At 60.7% G+C, this 17306-nt stretch carries 14 protein-coding genes; 2 read left to right on the top strand and 12 right to left on the bottom strand.

Annotated elements, in window-relative coordinates:
• Window positions 1-4: 4 nt before the first annotated feature.
• Window positions 5-1612 carry an ABC transporter permease gene (locus QVF59_RS15190; protein ID WP_287881058.1) on the top strand — a complete coding sequence of 536 codons (1608 nt, stop codon included), beginning with the start codon at window positions 5-7 and terminating at the stop codon, window positions 1610-1612.
• A complete protein-coding gene (locus QVF59_RS15185) occupies window positions 1609-2649 on the top strand; it encodes an ABC transporter ATP-binding protein (RefSeq protein ID WP_287881056.1) in 1041 nt (346 codons plus the stop codon). Before QVF59_RS15190 ends, QVF59_RS15185 begins: the two co-directional genes overlap by 4 nt.
• 22 nt (window positions 2650-2671) lie before the next feature.
• On the opposite strand, the gene fliJ is transcribed toward QVF59_RS15185, so the two are convergent.
• From fliJ to QVF59_RS15125, 12 genes are all read right to left on the bottom strand, one after another.
• Window positions 2672-3121, bottom strand: coding sequence for a flagellar export protein FliJ (gene fliJ, locus QVF59_RS15180; protein ID WP_159878225.1), 450 nt, complete (start codon window positions 3119-3121; stop codon window positions 2672-2674).
• 11 nt (window positions 3122-3132) lie between these two features.
• Window positions 3133-4524, bottom strand: coding sequence for a flagellar protein export ATPase FliI (fliI, locus tag QVF59_RS15175; RefSeq protein WP_159878227.1), 1392 nt, complete (start codon window positions 4522-4524; stop codon window positions 3133-3135).
• Window positions 4508-5311: a FliH/SctL family protein gene (locus QVF59_RS15170; RefSeq protein WP_287881055.1), complete on the bottom strand. Its 804-nt coding sequence runs from the start codon at window positions 5309-5311 to the stop codon at window positions 4508-4510. Before QVF59_RS15170 ends, fliI begins: the two co-directional genes overlap by 17 nt.
• The gene (fliG, locus tag QVF59_RS15165; protein WP_059286226.1) at window positions 5301-6299 is read right to left on the bottom strand and encodes a flagellar motor switch protein FliG; all 999 of its coding nucleotides are present in this window, start codon (window positions 6297-6299) and stop codon (window positions 5301-5303) included. The genes QVF59_RS15170 and fliG overlap by 11 nt, the downstream gene beginning before the upstream one ends.
• The gene (gene fliF / locus QVF59_RS15160; protein ID WP_287881051.1) at window positions 6292-8049 is read right to left on the bottom strand and encodes a flagellar basal-body MS-ring/collar protein FliF; all 1758 of its coding nucleotides are present in this window, start codon (window positions 8047-8049) and stop codon (window positions 6292-6294) included. Before fliF ends, fliG begins: the two co-directional genes overlap by 8 nt.
• Before the next feature lie 62 nt (window positions 8050-8111).
• Complete coding sequence (fliE, locus tag QVF59_RS15155) at window positions 8112-8432, bottom strand: flagellar hook-basal body complex protein FliE (RefSeq protein ID WP_159878233.1); 321 nt, start codon at window positions 8430-8432, stop codon at window positions 8112-8114.
• Between the two features lie 2 nt (window positions 8433-8434).
• Window positions 8435-9808 (bottom strand): sigma-54-dependent transcriptional regulator, encoded by a 1374-nt coding sequence (locus tag QVF59_RS15150; RefSeq protein WP_159878235.1) that lies wholly within the window; start codon window positions 9806-9808, stop codon window positions 8435-8437.
• Between the two features lie 9 nt (window positions 9809-9817).
• The gene (locus QVF59_RS15145) at window positions 9818-10507 is read right to left on the bottom strand and encodes a chemotaxis protein CheB (protein WP_159878237.1); all 690 of its coding nucleotides are present in this window, start codon (window positions 10505-10507) and stop codon (window positions 9818-9820) included.
• Window positions 10508-10589: 82 nt separating this feature from the next.
• The gene (locus tag QVF59_RS15140; RefSeq protein WP_287881048.1) at window positions 10590-11087 is read right to left on the bottom strand and encodes a low molecular weight protein-tyrosine-phosphatase; all 498 of its coding nucleotides are present in this window, start codon (window positions 11085-11087) and stop codon (window positions 10590-10592) included.
• A gap of 86 nt (window positions 11088-11173) precedes the next feature.
• The gene (rlmF, locus tag QVF59_RS15135; protein ID WP_287881046.1) at window positions 11174-12172 is read right to left on the bottom strand and encodes a 23S rRNA (adenine(1618)-N(6))-methyltransferase RlmF; all 999 of its coding nucleotides are present in this window, start codon (window positions 12170-12172) and stop codon (window positions 11174-11176) included.
• Window positions 12173-12264: 92 nt separating this feature from the next.
• On the bottom strand, window positions 12265-13041 hold the full coding sequence (locus QVF59_RS15130; protein WP_287881045.1) for a substrate-binding periplasmic protein: 777 nt from the start codon (window positions 13039-13041) through the stop codon (window positions 12265-12267).
• A 23-nt stretch (window positions 13042-13064) separates the two neighbouring features.
• Window positions 13065-17243 (bottom strand): sensor domain-containing protein, encoded by a 4179-nt coding sequence (locus QVF59_RS15125; RefSeq protein WP_287881044.1) that lies wholly within the window; start codon window positions 17241-17243, stop codon window positions 13065-13067.
• Window positions 17244-17306 lie beyond the last annotated feature (63 nt).

The raw sequence follows: 17306 nt of genomic DNA, 5'->3' as shown, positions 1-17306 counted from the left end.
AGCCATGAGCACATCGCACTCTCCCGTTTCTGACGGGCAGTTGCCGACAACAAGCAACACCATCCTGCCCGCTGGCCTGCGCCTGCCGGGCAGGCAGTTGCCGGCCTGGCTGCAGGCCAGCTCGCTGCTGGTTTCCGTGCTGGCACTGTTGCCACTGGCCTTCATCATCGCCGTTTCGCTGCAAACCGGCTGGGATAACGTTGTCCAGCTGGTTTTCCGGCCACGCGTCGGCGAGTTGCTGCTTAACACTAGCATGCTGATGCTGATTACTGTGCCGCTATGTGTGGCTGTAGGCATCGCCATGGCCTGGCTGACCGAACGCAGCAATCTGCCGGGGCGGCGCATCTGGTCGGTGCTGGCCATCACTCCGCTGGCGGTGCCTGCCTTTGTCCACAGTTATGCCTGGATCAGCCTGCTACCCGCCTTTAACGGACTGAGTGCGGCGGTATTGCTATCGGTAATAGCCTATTTCCCGTTTATCTACCTTCCCGCCTCGGCGGCCCTGCGCCGCATGGATCCGGCTCTGGAAGACAGCGCTGCTTCGCTGGGGCTGAGCCCCTGGGCTGTATTCCGTCGGGTAACCATGCCGCAACTCAAGCTGGCGATATGGGGAGGTACCTTGCTGGTCAGCCTGCACCTGCTGGCCGAATACGGCCTGTACGCCATGCTGCGCTTCGATACCTTCACCACCGCCATCTTCGACCAGTTCCAGTCCAGTTTTAATGGCCCGGCAGCCAATATGCTGGCCGGCGTATTGGCGCTGTGCTGTCTGGCGCTACTGTGGCTGGAGGCGGGTACACGCGGTAATGCCCGCTATGCAAGACTGGGGACCGGCTCGGCTCGCAACAGCGCGCCAGTACGCCTGGGATGGCGCTGGACCCTGCCCGCGCTGCTGCTATGCCTGCTGAGTGCAGCCCTGACGCTGGGCGTACCGCTGATCACTCTGGGCCACTGGCTATGGGAAGGCGGTTTGGCCGCATGGAATAACGACAGCCTGTGGCCGGCATTGCAGCAGACCATGCTGTTCGGGGCGCTGGGAGCGGTACTGACCGTGCTGGCAGCCATTCCACTGGCATGGCTGTCTATCCGCGCGCCCAGCAAGCTGCAAAGGCTGCAGGAAGGTTGCAACTACATCACCAGCGCCTTGCCTGGCATTGTTACGGCGCTGGCGCTGGTCACCATCACCATCAACTTTGCCCGCCCGCTGTACCAGACCGTATTCACCATCCTGCTGGCTTATCTGCTGATGTTCCTGCCCCGGGCACTGGTCAGCCTGCGCGCCGGCATTGCCCAGGCCCCCACCGAGCTGGAAAATGCCGCCCGCAGCCTGGGCAGCACCCCCAGCCAGGCACTATGGCGGGTAACACTGCGCCTGGCCGCCCCCGGCGCGGCAGCCGGCATGGCAATGGTGTTTCTGGCCATCAGCAACGAGCTGACCGCCACCCTGCTGCTGGCCCCTAATGGCACGCGCACGCTGGCAACCGGCTTCTGGGCCATGACCAGCGAAATCGACTACATCATGGCGGCACCTTATGCGCTGCTGATGGTGCTGCTATCGCTGCCGCTGACCTGGCTGCTTCATTACCATTCAAAACGGAGTGCCGGACGATGACATCCCTGCACCTGCAGCATCTAAGCAAACACTTTGGCACAACCCGTGCTGTCGACGATGTTTCGCTGACGGCCAAGCAAGGCAGCCGCCTGGCCATTGTCGGCCCTTCCGGCTCGGGCAAGACCACCCTGCTGCGCATGATTGCCGGCTTCGAACATCCCGACCAGGGCAGCATCAGCCTGAACGGCAAGACTTTTGCCGCTGACGGACGCATCCTGCCTGCTCACCTGCGTGGCATTGGCTACGTGGCGCAAGATGGCGCACTGTTTCCCCATCTGACGGTGGCCGATAATATCGGCTTTGGGCTGACACTCAAGGGACAAGAACGCACCCGGCGCATTGCCGAGCTGGTGGAAATGGTGGCGCTGGATGCAACCATGCTGTCGCGCTGGCCACACGAGCTGTCCGGGGGCCAGCAACAACGCATCGCCCTGGCCCGAGCCCTGGCGCAGCAACCGCAACTGATGCTGCTGGATGAGCCTTTCTCGGCACTGGATACCGGGCTGCGCGCCGCCATGCGCAAAATGGTGGCCAAGTTGCTGGGCGAGGCTGGCATCACCGCCATTCTGGTGACGCACGATCAGGCCGAAGCACTGTCCTTTGCCGACCAACTGGCCGTCATGCGTCAGGGCCGGCTGGTTCAGGCCGGTAGCCCGCAGCAGCTGTACAGCCAGCCGGTGGATGAGGCCACGGCGCTGTTTCTGGGAGAGGCCGTCATTCTGCCCGCCCACATCCATGCCGGCAGGGCAAGCTGCGCACTGGGCCGAGTCGTGGTCGATAATACCCAGTTCAGCGGCGACGCACGCATCATGCTGCGCCCGGAACAACTGACCCTGCTGCCTGACAACAGTCCGGAACTGACGGCGCAGGCCCGGGTGGTGGAATGTGATTTTGGCGGACATGACAGTCTGTTGAGCCTGCAACTGCCGGGAGTGGACAAACTACTGCAATTGCGTACCAGCAGTTGGGCGCTGCCCGCGCATGGCACTACGGTGGGACTGGCGATCCAGGGACGGGCGCACCTGCTGTCAGCCTGAGTCCGATGTCAGACCAGGACGGCTAATCGTCGCCGTGGGTCTGATCCCAGAAGCGACGGGTGGCAAATTCATCCGTCGTTTTCTGTTCGCGGCGTGCCTGAGCCAGCTGTTCGCGCTCGTGCTCGCGTTCCAGCAGCTTCTCGTAAGCCTTGAGCTTCTTGTGCTCGTTACGCCAGGCCTGGCGCTCCATGATGAAGCGTTGCTTGGCAAACTCGGCATCACCCTGCTGGATGCGCACGGCCTCGTCCAGCCGGCCAAGGAATTTCTGGAAATCCTGCCACTGGGCAATACTCATCCCCTTCATACCGCCGGAAGTCAGCCGTTCGCGGTATTCACCACGGAAATTTTCCAGTTGCTCCTGCCGGCTCATCGCATCCAGCAGCTTGGCCTGCGCCTGGCGCATGCGCTCGGCTGCTGCCGCCTGCTTGTCCTCGGCCAGCTTGATCAAAAAGGTGTATTTGCTTTGCGCCATGGCCTAAATGCCTATGCCAGCACACTTTCCAGCTGCAACTGGCTGGTGGTGTAGTCCTGCGATTCGTGCATGGGCTGGGTGAGGAAGCTGGTCATCTGCAGTTGGCGGCGCATGGCTTCGTCCAGCACCGGGTCCGACCCTGGCACGTAGGCACCGACGCTGATCAGGTCACGATTGCGCTGGTAGCGTGAGTACAGTTGCTTGAAATAGCGTGCCTGGTCCATCTGCTTGGATGGCACCACGTCCACCATCACGCGGCTGATCGACTGTTCGATATCGATGGCCGGATAGTGGCCGGCCTCGGCCAGCTCGCGCGACAGCACGAAGTGACCATCCAGAATGGCCCGCGCCGAGTCGGCAATCGGGTCCTGCTGGTCATCGCCTTCGGATAGCACGGTATAGAAACCGGTAATGGAGCCACCACCATTGGCAGCATTGCCGGCACGTTCAATCAATTGCGGCAGGCGGGCAAACACCGAAGGCGGATAGCCCTTGGTGACCGGCGGTTCGCCAATGGCCAGTGCGATTTCCCGCTGCGCCATCGCGTAACGGGTAACCGAATCCATCAGCAGCAGCACGTCCTTGCCCTGGGCGCGAAAGTACTCGGCCAGAGCGGTGGCGTAGGCGGCACCGTGCAGACGCATCAGCGGCGGCATGTCGGCGGGGGCCGCCACCACCACGGCACGGGCGATGCCCTCCTCGCCCAGAATGTTTTCGATGAAGTCCTTGACCTCGCGCCCCCGCTCGCCAATCAGCCCCACCACCACCACATCGGCACGGGTGAAGCGCGCCATCATGCCCAGCAATACCGACTTGCCGACACCGGAGCCGGCAAACAGGCCCAGCCGCTGTCCACGCCCCACCGTCAGCAGACCGTTGATGGCGCGCACACCGACATCCAGCACCTGCTTGACCGGCGAGCGGTCCAGCGGGTTCATCGGCTGGCTGTGCAGAGGAAAATAGGCTTCGGGATGGATGGGCCCCTTGCCGTCCAGCGGACGGCCCAGCGAGTCGAGAATGCGGCCCAGCAGGCTTTCGCCCACCGGTACCTGGCGGCCTGCCGGGCCATTGACGCGGGCCGAGACGACATTCTGGCCATAACAAGGGGGATGGGATGGAGCCAATGGCCGTACCGGCGTACCGGGCAGCAGGCCATGCACATTGGCCAGCGGCATCAGGAAAACCCTGTCGCCGGAAAAACCGACCACTTCAGCTTCCACCACATGGTTGTCTGCCAGCTCCACCTGGCAAGCGCTGCCCACCGGCAGCTTGATGCCGGTGGCTTCCATCACCATGCCGGTTACCCGCAACAGGCGGCCACAGGGCTGCCACAGCGGTGCCTCCCGTGCCGCACGGGTACAGTCGCTCAGAAAATGACGCTGTCTATCAATCAGTGTGGTCATCGGATGTGGCTTCCAGCCCCATGGCACTGCGCAGCGCTGCCACGCGCGCCGACAGGCGCAGATCCAGCTGCAAGGCAGCAGTATCGATGATGCAGCCGCCGCGCTGGATGTGCGGGTCTTCAATCCACTGCCACTGGGTTTCCGGTGTTTCCTGCTGCAGGAACTGGCGCACGGCGTCCAGATCAGCCGGATTCACCCGCAAGCGGGCCTGGCTCATGGTGGCGGGCAATTCATTCAGCACCTGGCGCAACTGGGCAATAATGGCGCTTTCACTTTGCAGCAAGTGCTCTGCGGCCAGGCGCTCGGCCATCTGCACCGCCAACGTCAGCAGGGAAGTAGCCAGTTCTTCTTCCACCCGTCCCAGTTCGCGGGCAAAACTGGCTGACATTTCCTGCAGCGGCGTCCACAGCTGGGCAAACTGCACGGCAGCTTGATCATGTCCTTGCTGCAGTCCTTGTGCCAGACCTTCGGCATGGCCTGCCTGTACGCCTTCGTCGTAGCCGGTTTGCCAGGCTTCCTGATGAATGGCTTCCAGTTCGGAAGCAGTGGGATAGCCGGATGCAGCTGCCGGTTCGACATCCGGTTCGATGGCTTCCTCTGCTGCTTCGGCAGACGCGGCCAACTCGGCATCCGCCACCGTCGGTGCCTGTTCCAGGTGTCGGCGCAGAGCATCCAGCCCGGCCAGTTGGGTCGGGCTGAAACTGCCGTCGTTCTGGGTGAGCTCGGCCGGTATCCAGCTTTGCCAGCCATCCAGTTGCTCGCCCGGAATAATGGGATTATTCGACAAGGCCTTCGTCACCACCCTTGCTGCCTAGCACGATCTGACCATCGTCGGCCAGCTTGCGGACCACCTTGAGGATTTCCTTCTGCTCGGCTTCCACTTCGGACAGTTTGACCGGTCCTTTGGATTCCAGATCGTCGCGCAGCATTTCGGCAGCGCGCTGCGACATATTGCGGAAGATCTTGTCCTTGAGCTCGGCACTGGTGCCCTTGAGTGCCACCACCAGCGAGTCGGACTGCACTTCGCGCAGAATGGTCTGAATGGAGCGATCGTCGATGTCGAGGATATTTTCGAACACGAACATCTTGTCCTGGATGCGCTGCGCCAGTTCCGGGTCGTATTCCCGAATGTAGTTGAGCGCAGAGCCTTCCACATTGGAACCCATGAAGTTGAGGATTTCCGCAGTGAGACTGATACCGCCGGATGCGCTCTTCTTGATACGGTCCGAACCGGACAACAGCTGGGTGAGCACATCGTTGAGCTCGCGCAGGGCTTGTGGCTGCACCCCTTCCAGGGTGGCAGTACGGATCAGCACCTCGTTGCGCAGCCGCTCCGGGAAGAAGGCCAGGATGGAGCTGGACAGGTCCGGCTCCAGATGCACCAGAATGGTGGCAATGATCTGCGGGTGTTCGTGGCGGATCAGATCGGCCGCGGAGGACGGGTCCATCCACTTCAGGCTTTCGATACCGCTGTGATCGTTGCCCTGCATGATCTTGTCCAGCAGGTTGGCCGCCTTGTCCGGACCCAGCGCTTCGATCAGCACATTGCGCAGGTATTCGTCGGAAGCGCCAATGCTGGCCCGTGCCGCACACTCCTCGCGGAATTTGCCGACAATATCGTCGATCTGGTCGTAGCTCAGATTATTGATGGCCGCCATGGCCAGCGAAATCTTCTGCACTTCCTTGGGGCCCAGGTACTTGAACACTTCCACCGCTTCGGCCTGCCCCAGGCTGAACAGCAGGACCGCACTGCGGTGAACGCCGTTATCACTCATCGGAGCTTATCCATTCCTTGATGATCTGGGCGGCCATACGCGGATCAGACTTCACCAGCTCACGCGCAGCTTCCAGATTCAGGTTGTACTGACGCATCTGGGCATCCTTCGGATTTTCCGGTGTGCCATCTGCGTGTGTAGCCGCAGCACCCTTGCCACCGGCGGCGGCACTCGCGCCCCCCTCCTCGTCGTCGCCCGCCACGGCCAGCAGGCGGCCACCGGCATCGGTAAGCGGCTTGCCATCCGGGCCTTTCTTGACAGCATCCTGCGGTTTGACCAGATCCTTGACGATAGGCCGCACCACACCAAACAGCAAATACAGCACGGCAATGGTGAGCAGAGCGTACTTGATCAGGCTGGACGCATTATTGGTCAGGTAATCGGTAACTTTTTCCTGCATGGTCACCGGCACTGCGGCATCGGCAAAGGCTGCATTCACCACATTCAGCGTATCCCCACGCTGATTGTTGTAACCCATGGTTTCCTTGACCAGATTGTTGATCTGCTGAATTTCCTGGGCCGTCAACGGTGTTGGCTTCACCTCGCCGTTCTTGTCCGGCATCTTGCGGTAGTTCACCACCACGGCAGCAGACAGACGCTTCACCACGCCTTGCGGCATCTTGGTGTGCTGGATGGTCTTGTCCACCTCGTAATTGGTGGTGATGTCACGCTCCAGTGCACCGGACTGCCCCATGGCCTGCCCGGACAGGGTGGCGGTGCCGGGAGCCGCGCCAGGCGGCAGGGTGATGGGAGCCGATGCAGACGACGGTGGCTGGTTGGACAATGCGCCCGGCACGCCACCGGCATTACCGGCACCACTGCCCAGTCGCTCCACGATTTGCTGGCTGCGGGTGGCGGACGGATTGGGCGTGGAGTTGGGGCGATAGCTTTCTGAAGTCTGTTCTACTTCGGAGAAATCCACATTCGCCGTAACCTGGGCGTGAATATTACCCTGACCGAAAATGGGCTCAAGAATGCTTTCGATGCGCTTGACGTAGCCATCTTCCACCTGACGTACATAGCCCAGCTGAGTCTGATCCATGCCCGCGGTGTCCTTGTCGGACAGCTTGGACAGCATATTGCCGTCCTGATCCACCACCGTGACATTCTTCACCGGCAGATTGGGTACAGCACTGGATACCAGATGCACGATACCGGCTACCTGGCCCTGATCCAGAGTACGACCGCGGAACAGATTGAGCATCACCGAGGCCGTCGGCTGCTGCTGGTCGCGCACGAACACGCTTTGCTTGGGAATGGCAATATGAATACGGGCGGTTTCCACCGAGCCGATGGCTTCGATGGTACGTGCCAGTTCGCCCTCGATGGCGCGCTGGTAGTTAACCTGCTCGGCAAACTGACTGATGCCGAACTTCTGGTTGTCCATCAGTTCGAAACCCACCCCACCCGCCTTGGGCAGGCCTTGGGCGGCAAGACGTAGACGTGCGTCGTACACCTTGTCAGCCGGAACGGACACGGTACCGCCATCACCCAACTGGTAGGGAATGTTCATCTGCTGCAGCGCAGCGGTCACCTGACCGCCATCGCGGTCGGCAATATTGGAAAACAGGATTTTGTAACTGGGCTGCCGATTCAGCACCGCAGCGCCGACAATGACAGAGAAAATGGCGGCCAGAGCCACCAGGAAGAGGATTTTTTTATTGTTGGGAAGCGACTTGAAACGCTCGGAAGCATCGTTGAGCCGGGTTCGCCAAACAGGAGTTGCGTTTTGTTCTGCCAGATCAGCCATACAGTGGTTTTAGTTTCAGGCACAGCCACTGCCGGCAGCATAAGGATATGGTGGCGGCCAGGCTATACCTGGGTATTCATGATTTCCTGATAGGCGGACACCAGCTTGTTGCGCGCCTGGACCATGGTCTGGAACGACAGGCTGGCTTTCTGCAAGGAGACCATCACGTCCTGCAGGTTAACCCCCTCGTCTCCCAACTCGAACTGCTTCTGCATTTCCTGCGAAGTTTGCTGAGCAGAATTCACCTGCTCAATCGTTGATTTGAGAACATCGGCAAAGTCAACTTGCGACGCGTCCTGCGACTGCGTGGCAGGCTTTCCGCCAGCCAGGGCCGATGCGGCCCGCAGCTCGCTCAACATCTGGTCTACATTATTAATCGACATGGCTACTCCGTACTACGTACGTCCAGGTCATCCGGATCCTCGTCCTGGCCATCTTCTTCGCGGTAGCGCTGCAGTTTGTAGCGCAAGGTGCGTTCACTGATGCCCAGTTTTTCAGCAGCGAGTTTCTTGACTCCTCCCACTGCTGCCAGTGTATCCAGAATATGACGTTTTTCCAGCGTTTTCATGTCGGACTCTGCCGTCATGATAGGCGGGACTGTGGTTTCTGTCCGGGTAAGCGGTGTCGAACCGGAAACATCATCCAGCAGCAGGTCGGCGGCAAGAATTGCCGGCCCGGCGGCAAGAATCACCGCCCGCTGCATGACATTTTCCAATTCGCGGATGTTACCTTCCCAACTATAGGCCGTCAATTGACGTTCCGCCTCTTCGGAGAGGCTCAATCCGGAACGTCCGGCCGCTTCAGCGTACTTGGTAAGCACAAGCCGTGCCAGCGGCAGGATGTCCTCGCGCCGCTCGCACAACGCCGGGATGCGCAGCGGGAAAACATTCAGGCGGAAATACAGGTCTTCGCGGAAACGCCCGGCGTCCACCTCGGCGGCGACATCACGGTTGGAGGTAGCCAGTACGCGGATATCCAGCTTGATGGTGCGGGTGCTGCCCACCCGCTCCACTTCGCGCTCCTGCAGCACCCGCAACAGTTTGGCTTGCAAGGACATGGGCATTTCGGTGACTTCATCCAGCAGGATGGTACCGCCCTGCGCCTGTTCGAACTTGCCTGGCAAGGCCTGTGCGGCACCGGTAAAAGCACCTTTTTCATGGCCGAACAGCGTGGATTCCAGCAAATTGTCCGGAATAGCGGCACAGTTCACCGCCACGAAGGGGCCATCGTGCCGCTTGGAGTGCCGATGAATATAACGCGCCAGCACTTCCTTGCCCGCGCCGCTGGGGCCGGTAATCATCACGCTGGCATCGCTGCCGGCCACGCGGCTGGCCAGCGCCAGCAACTGGCGCATTTGCGGTGATTCGGCTACGGCTTCGTCGCGCTCGCCTTCGGGCAGCTTGAGGATGTGCTTTTCCACTTCGGCAATCAGGCTGGCCGGTTCGAACGGCTTGAGCAGATAGTGGGTGGCTCCGGCGCGCAACAAGGCAATGGCGCGCTCGATGATGCCGTAGGCCGTCATCAGGATGAAAGGCACGCCGGGATAACGAATTTTTACCTCTTCGAACAGGCTGTAGCCATCCATCGGGACCATCTGGGCATCGGAGATGATCAGCCCCACCGGGGTTTTCTTCAACTGCAGTAAAGCGGCACTGCCGTCACCGGCTTCCAGCGTGGGATAACCAGCCAGGCTGAGGGTGTCGATTATGGCTTCACGCAGATCGGCGTCGTCTTCGACGACAAGAATGGGCAACTTCATCGGTTCTTCTTATACGGTTGGCTGACGTTGGGCGACCAGTGCCACCAGGCGGCTGGCAATGGAGGTCAGGGGCAATACTTCGTGATTGCCCTTCAGGGCAATCGCTTCCTTGGGCATGCCGAATACCACGCAGCTGGCCTCATCCTGAGCAATGTTATAGGCCCCGGCCTCTTTCAGCTCCAGCATGCCCAAGGCACCATCACGCCCCATGCCGGTGAGAATGATGCCGATGCAGTTCTTGCCAGCCAGATTGGCCGCAGAACGGAACAACACATCAACCGATGGCCGGTGGCGGTTGACCGGCGGTCCACTGTGCAGGGAGGTGGCATAGCCTATGGTGGGAGCTGACTTGAGCAGCAGGTGCGAGTGACCGGGGGCAATATAAACCGTGCCAGGTTGCAGGCGCTCGCCGTCTTCCGCCTCCTTTACATGCAGCTGGCACAATGAATCCAGCCGGGCAGCAAAGGATTTGGTAAACAGTTCCGGCATGTGCTGGGTAACGAGGATGGGCGGCATGCTGGCCGGCAGCGCACTGAGCAGGATCCGCAGCGCCTCGGTTCCGCCAGTGGACGAACCCACCACGATGACAGTCTGGCGTGCCAGCGGCGTACGACCGGTCTGGCGCGGCAAAATGACATCGGCGCTGTGACTGGGTACCACTTCCATTGGTGCCATTGGTTCCCGCGAAAACTGTCCCATTTGTTTCCTTGCAATTTTTACTGCAGTCGCAGCCGTATCCGGGTGCCTAGCTTAAGCCCACACCAGCATTATGCCAATACAATCAGCCTGCCGGCTGTGATATTCCCCATTGTTTCAACTGGCTGATCCAGCCATCGCTGGCGGCTTCGATCAGATCCAATACCAGATCGAAACCATGCGGGCCACCATAATACGGGTCGGGTACTTCCTGTGGCGGCTCTTTGCCCAACGGGGCCAGGATGTAATCCAACTGCGCCCGGCTCGTCGGAGGGCGCATGGCCCGCAGGGCGGTCATGTTATGGCGGTCCGCAGCCAGGATCAGGTCGAAGCGCTCAAAATCCACAGCGCTGACCTGGCGTGCACGTTGCAGCGAGAGGTCATAGCCACGCTTGCCGGCAGCGCGGCAGCTGCGCGGGTCGGGTGCTTCTCCCAGATGGTAGGCGTGTGTGCCTGCAGAATCCACGCCGACCAGCCCATCCAGACCGGCCTGCTGCAGACGGGTGCGCAGCACGCCTTCAGCCGTGGGTGAGCGGCAGATGTTTCCCATGCAAACCATCAGGATAGCGAATTGCTTGTTCATGTTTTCCTGCTCTTGCCTTGCGGGCTCCACCGTGGAGGTCCGTCATCCCTTCAACATAAACCAATCTGGCTTGCAGCATAAACCAGTTAACCGCCAGTGCTGTCTTCCTGCCAATGACGCGCAGCCCATGCCTGCTGGCCGGCCTGCTCCAGAAAGCTCCAGGCCAGCAGACGGCTGCGCTTTTGTCCCTGGGCCATTTGCACTACCCGGCTTTGCCGCACACCAGCCTCACGCAAGGCGTGCTGCAGGGCGGGCAGGCTGTCGGAACTGGATAACAGGCTGGTAAACCAGCAGCACTGGCGGGCAAAACGCGTGCTTTGGGCAATCATTGCCGCCACAAAGGCGCGTTCGCCCCCGGGGTAGCACAGCTCCTGCTGCTGCCCACCAAAATTCAGCAGCGGATTGCGCCCGCCCCGTTTGTCATCCTGCTTGCCCAACTGGCGCCATTTGCGCTGGCTACCCGCCGCGGCATCTGCGCGCGAAGCATGGAAGGGTGGGTTGCATACCGTGACATCAAAACGCTCGCCGGGGCGGATAATGCCGGCAAACATGGCATCGGCGCGGGGCTGGTGGCGTAATTCCACATGCGCGGCAAAGCGCGGGTTGGCCTGCAGAATGGTCTGGGCATTGGCTAGCGCCGGTTTGTCGATGTCGGCACCGACGCAGTCCCAGCCATACTCGGCATGCGCCAGCAGTGGATAAACCAGATTAGCCCCGGTACCGATGTCCAGCAGGCGGATGGCCGGGCCTTGTGGCAGCCGGCCTTGCTGGCAGCCAGCCAGTAGATCGGCAATGCAATGGATGTAATCGGCACGCCCCGGAATGGGCGGGCACAGATAACCGGGTGGAATATCCCAGCCCTGAATGCCGTAGAGCTGCGCCAGCAGCGCCTGGTTAAGCAGTTTCACCGCCTGCGGTCGGGCAAAGTCAATGCTGGGCTGGCCATGGGCATTGGCTTTGACGTGGGGCTTGAGTGCCGGGCAGACGGCAATCAGTGCGGCAAAGTCATACTGACCCTGATGGCGGTTACGCGGATGCAAGCGGGCGGCGGCGGGCTTGGCTTGTGCATGCGGCTTGGCTTGCATGCGGGCTCCTTGACGGCGGGGAAACGGCGAAAAGCCGGCATTGTGCCAGCATTCCGCCATGCTGTCCGGCCCACGCTATCCCCGGCATGGTTTCAGGGATGGGGAGCTGCCGGGGTATTTTCGTAACGGGATTCGATTTCATGATAGCCGCCACTCTTGCGCAGCAACTCCAGTCCTCGATCAAAATTGTCGCGCTGCCATTGATAACGGAAAGCCATCTGGTAAGGGGTAGCTGGAAACAGGCGATATACGGTGACCGGCTGGCGCGCCACCAGCTCTGCCGGCAATTGCTGGTTGAAATAGCTGATGATGCGCCAATCACCGACAATCACGTCGACCCGGCCAGCATAAAGCAGCAGATTGCGCACTTGCTGGTCGCCCTCTTCGCGATAGCGCGAGTTGGCATTGGCCATGGCTTCGAACTGCGGCCCCAGCAACTGCCGGGCACGCTGGAAGGTACTGACCGAATAGCGTGACAGATCGCTGATATCGTTCAGCACCAGCTTGCGCTGTGTCAGGGCCACCGCCACATTGTGATACTCCAGATAAGGCTGGGAAAAAAAGGCCTTGAGCTGGCTGTAGGGGTTGGTAGTGGCAATACCGTCCAGCCTGCCCTGCTGCAGCATGCTCTGCAGGCGCTCCATGGGTGCGAAGAAGGGTTGAACATCCATGCCGGCACGCCGAGCGGCGGCCACGATGATGTCGACCTCCAGTCCGCGCCGCTCGGACTCGAACACATAAGGTGGTTTGTTGCTGCCAAAGCCGATCTGCAGAATCACGGCCCGGCCACCGCTTCCAGTAACCGCCAGTACCGGCAGGCTGCCCAGCAGACAGCAGATACCTAGAAAAAGGGTCTGTCTTGTTATCATTTCCCCTGCCCTTGCCACCATGATCAGATGGACGGCCCATCGCCAAGTTGTTGCCATACCCCTTGCTGCTGCCATTGGCTTGCCCACGCGGACAGTGCTGCAGCCGGCATCGGCGCTGCAATGCCATAGCCCTGCACCTGGCTGCAGCCCATTTGCCGCAGGGCGGCCCCATGCTCCAAGGTTTCCACCCCTTCGGCAATGACCTGCCGCTTGAATACGGTTGCCAGCTGGATGACACCGGCCACGATACCCAGGTCATCGGCATCATCCAGCATTCCCAGCACAAAGCTCTGGTCGATTTTCAGCGTGTCCAGCGGCAACTTGCGCAGATAGGTGAGCGAAGAGTAGCCGGTACCAAAATCATCCAGCGCAAAGTGCACTCCCAACGCCCGGCATTGCTGCATCACGCGCAAGGCTTCTTCCATGTCATCCAACGCTGCCGACTCCAGTACTTCCAGTTCCAGCTGGGCCGGGTTGACGACGGGATGACGCTGCATCACCTGCTGCAGGTGGCTGTAGAAATCCGGGTGCAACAGGTAATTGGCGCTGATATTGACGCTGATGGCCATTGCCATGCTGTCTTCCTGCCAGCGCGCTGCCTGCGCCATGCTTTCCTCTAGCACCCAGCGGCCGAATGTCACTTCCAGCTCGCTGTTTTGCAGGGCAGGCAGGAAATCGGCCGGGGCCAGCAAGCCGCGTTCCGGATGCCGCCAGCGAATGAGGGCTTCCACGCCGATCACCCGGCCATCGGTCAGATCCACCTTGGGCTGGTAGTACAGCAGGAATTGCTGTTGTTGCAAAGCCCGGCCCAGCGATTCCAGCGTGCGCCGGTGCAGCTGCGCCTTGCGGTCGCTTTCCGGGTCGAACAGTTGATAGCGGTTTTTGCCGGCCTCCTTAGCCTGGTACATGGCCTGGTCGGCATGGCGCAGCAGGGTGTCCGCGTCGGCATCATCCTGCGGATACAGGGTGACGCCGACGCTGGCACTGGTACTGATGCAGGCCTTGTCGATAATGACTTCCTGGCTGACGGCACTGAGCACCCGGTCCAGGATGGGAATGCATTCGTCACTGCCATCCAGATCGGACAGCAGCAGCACAAACTCGTCTCCGCCCAGCCGTGCCAGGGTGTCATCCGCCCGCAGCACGCCCTTGAGCCGTTCGGTCACGGCAATCAGCAATTGATCGCCGGATTCGTGCCCATGCAAATCGTTGACGGTCTTGAACCCGTCCAGGTCGAGAAAGCATACGGCGCAGGTCTGCCCCTTGCGCCGGCTGCGGGTGAGGGCTTGCTCCAGCCGGTCTGACAGCAAGCGCCGGTTGGGTACACCGGTGAGCGGGTCGTAATTGGCAATGCGGTTCAGCTCGGCCTCATGTGCCTTGAGCTGGGTGATGTCGGAGAATATCCCGATGTAGTGCTGGATCTGGCCAAACTGGTCACGCACTACCGAGATGGACAGCAGCTCGGCGTAAAGATCGCCATTCTTGCGCCGGTTCCATATTTCGCCACGCCAGAAGTCGTGCTGGCGCACCATGGACCACATTTCCTGATAGAAACCGGGGCCATGCTGGCCGGATGACAGTATGCCGGGAGACTGGCCCAGGGCTTCGTTCTCGGCAAAGCCGGTAATGCGGGTAAAGGCCGTATTGACCTTGGTGATGCGCCGGGCTGGCGATACCACCATGATGCCTTCGTAGCTGCTGTCGAACACGATGGCCGCTTCTTTTTGCGCCAGCGCGTGGATCTTGTGTTCGGTAATGTCGGTATGGGTGCCAGACATCATCAGTGGCTGGCCATGTTCGTCCCGCTCCACCACCCTGCCGCGCGACAGTATCCAGCGCCATCCGCCGCGCAGGCTTTTGCAGCGCATTTCCATTTCATAGGCCGGTGTCAGGCCATCAAGATGGCGCTGCATGGTGTCTTCCACCAGCGGCAGGTCTTCGGGATGAATATGGGACAGCCACACCTGCCGCGTGATGTCCATGGCATCGGGCTCATAGCCCAGCATGGCTTTCCAGCGCAGGCTGACCTGGAAATCGTCGGTCTGGACATTCCAGTCCCAATAGCCTTGGTCGGAGCCCTCGATTACCCGTGCCAGTTGCTGTTCGCGCGACTGCAGAGTGCGCTCCGCTGCCTTTTTTTCCGTCAGGTCGCGGCCAAATGCCATATAGCGGCCATCCTGCATGCGTACGGTGGTGAGTTCGGCCACCACAACGCTGCCATCCACCCGGTTCAGCTCCCATTCGCTTCGGATGAAGCGCTGCTCCTCCAGCGCGCGCAGGTGGCTTGGCAATACAACCAGACTGGATGGTGCCAACAGGTCGACAATATGCATTTGCAGCAACTGGCTCTGGCTGTGCCCTGTCATGCGGCAGGCCGAAGGGTTGGCAAACAGATAGCGACCGTTTTCATCAGCTATCCAAATTGCATCGCCGGCTTCGTTCAATACCAAGTGGAGATCTTCATCCAGCCGGCGCCGCTCGGTGATATCAGACAGGGTGCCGACCAGGCGTAGTACTTCGCCGCTATCACCGCGCTCCACGGCCCGGCCCCGCACGCGGATCCAGCGCAATTCCCCACTACGGGTAATCAGCCGGACATCAAACTCCATCTGGGCAGTTTCCCCTCGCAGGTGGGCATTCAGCGCCTGCTGCCAGATAGCCACGTCATCACTGAGCAGCAACTGGCGGAAAAACTGGACATCATGGGTATCGTCTTCCGGCCGGTAGCCGGTAAGGGTGTAATAGCGTGCCGAGCGATACACATAGCCGGTGCGCAGATCCCAGTCCCAGAAACCATCGCTGGTGGCTTCCACCACCTGCTGCAAACGGCGTTCGCTGCTGCGGATCTGCATGGTCAGCCGCATACGTTCACTGATGTCCTGCACCGTGCCTTGCAAGCGCTGTACCCGGCCTTCTGCATCGCACAATGCTTCGCCACGGGCGGTAATCCAGCGGCGCTCACCATCAGGGCGGATCACCTCGGCATCACACTGGTAGGACTTGCCATCCTGCAGGCACTGCTCCACCAGCGCTGACAGGCTGGCCCAGCTTTCCGGCGTAAAGTAGCTGGCTACTTCTGGATACACTGCCGGCGGCAAATCCGCTGCACGGCCATAAATGCAATAGATCTCGCTCGACCACTCGTGCCGGTCGTGCACAACATCCCAACTCCAGTTGCCAATACCGGCCATGCGCTGTGCTGCGCGCAAATCGGCTTCATTTTGCTGCAGTCGCTGCTGATCCTGCTGTTGCCGGGTGATATCACGCGAGATGCCAAACAAACCGACAACCTGCCCGTCCATACCAAATACCGGGCCCTTGCTGACCTGGAACACCATTTCCGCCCCATCCTGCAAGCGCAGATACTCCTCGGCGGCATGCAGCTTGCCAGCCTTCATGATGGCATCGTCTCCCTCCATCAGTGCCACGGCAGAGTCAGCATCAAACAAGGCGCGGTCATCCTGGCCGATGATGTCGGCAGCTGCGCGCCCGACAAAGCGGGCCGCTGCCTCGTTCACCATCAGGTAGCGGCCCTGCCGGTCCTTGACGAAGACGGCATCGGAAGTACCACTGACAACCGCATCCAGCAGGCTGCGGTGTGTCTCGTTGCGCTCGGACAACCCGCGCAGCAAACCGCTGAACAGGCTGACGGTAATTCCGCACAGGCCAAGAAACCCCCATTGCAAAGCAAAGGCCGGCTCGGCTGCCGCACTGTGAAAGTGCGGGGATGCCAGCAGGTCGATGCCGGCAACCGTCAGCACCGTTGCCAGCAAGCCTGGACCGATACCACCCAGCAAGGCACTCAGGATGATGGGAAACATGAACATGATGAGCATGGGCCGCTCATATACGCTCATCGGCAACAGATGACGCAGCCCCAGCACGGCCACGGTGGCAAGAAAGGAAAACAGATAGGCCAGCCAGGCCGGAATACGGTCGCGCGACATACGCTCCGACCAGCTTTCCAGCAAACCGGCAGCCGGGTTGTGTTCGGCAGCGGGCACTGCGCGCAGTGAAAAATACAGCATCACCGCCGTCATCAGGACAAAGACGACGCCTTTCCAGGTCGACAACTGCACCATGGTGTCGGCATCAGCCAGCAAGGAGAGCAAGCTGTCCGACAACAGGATCCACAGCAGGGCCAGCACGCAATAGGCGGCGACCACCAGCCGGATGAAGCGGGTTCGAGCGGGAGCGACCATACCGGCGACAGCCTTGCCTCACTGAAGATACGGTAAGAAAAAGCCGATACAGCCATTATCAGG

Source organism: Aquitalea sp. (genome assembly GCF_030150775.1).
In the GTDB taxonomy this organism is placed as follows: Bacteria; Pseudomonadota; Gammaproteobacteria; order Burkholderiales; family Chromobacteriaceae; genus Aquitalea; species Aquitalea denitrificans.
The sequence above is the reverse complement of the archived record's forward strand: the minus strand, read 5'-3'. Positions and strand labels throughout refer to the sequence as shown.

Coding starts and splice junctions, on each gene's coding strand:
- QVF59_RS15150 (WP_159878235.1), bottom strand. CDS start 9,808: ATGAAGTTGCCCATTCTTGTCGTCGAAGACGACGCCGATCTGCGTGAA.
- QVF59_RS15140 (WP_287881048.1), bottom strand. CDS start 11,087: ATGAACAAGCAATTCGCTATCCTGATGGTTTGCATGGGAAACATCTGC.
- fliI (WP_159878227.1), bottom strand. CDS start 4,524: ATGACCACACTGATTGATAGACAGCGTCATTTTCTGAGCGACTGTACC.
- QVF59_RS15185 (WP_287881056.1), top strand. CDS start 1,609: ATGACATCCCTGCACCTGCAGCATCTAAGCAAACACTTTGGCACAACC.
- QVF59_RS15145 (WP_159878237.1), bottom strand. CDS start 10,507: ATGGGACAGTTTTCGCGGGAACCAATGGCACCAATGGAAGTGGTACCC.
- fliE (WP_159878233.1), bottom strand. CDS start 8,432: ATGTCGATTAATAATGTAGACCAGATGTTGAGCGAGCTGCGGGCCGCA.
- QVF59_RS15130 (WP_287881045.1), bottom strand. CDS start 13,041: ATGATAACAAGACAGACCCTTTTTCTAGGTATCTGCTGTCTGCTGGGC.
- rlmF (WP_287881046.1), bottom strand. CDS start 12,172: ATGCAAGCCAAGCCGCATGCACAAGCCAAGCCCGCCGCCGCCCGCTTG.
- fliJ (WP_159878225.1), bottom strand. CDS start 3,121: ATGGCGCAAAGCAAATACACCTTTTTGATCAAGCTGGCCGAGGACAAG.
- fliF (WP_287881051.1), bottom strand. CDS start 8,049: ATGGCTGATCTGGCAGAACAAAACGCAACTCCTGTTTGGCGAACCCGG.
- QVF59_RS15125 (WP_287881044.1), bottom strand. CDS start 17,243: ATGGTCGCTCCCGCTCGAACCCGCTTCATCCGGCTGGTGGTCGCCGCC.
- QVF59_RS15190 (WP_287881058.1), top strand. CDS start 5: ATGAGCACATCGCACTCTCCCGTTTCTGACGGGCAGTTGCCGACAACA.
- fliG (WP_059286226.1), bottom strand. CDS start 6,299: ATGAGTGATAACGGCGTTCACCGCAGTGCGGTCCTGCTGTTCAGCCTG.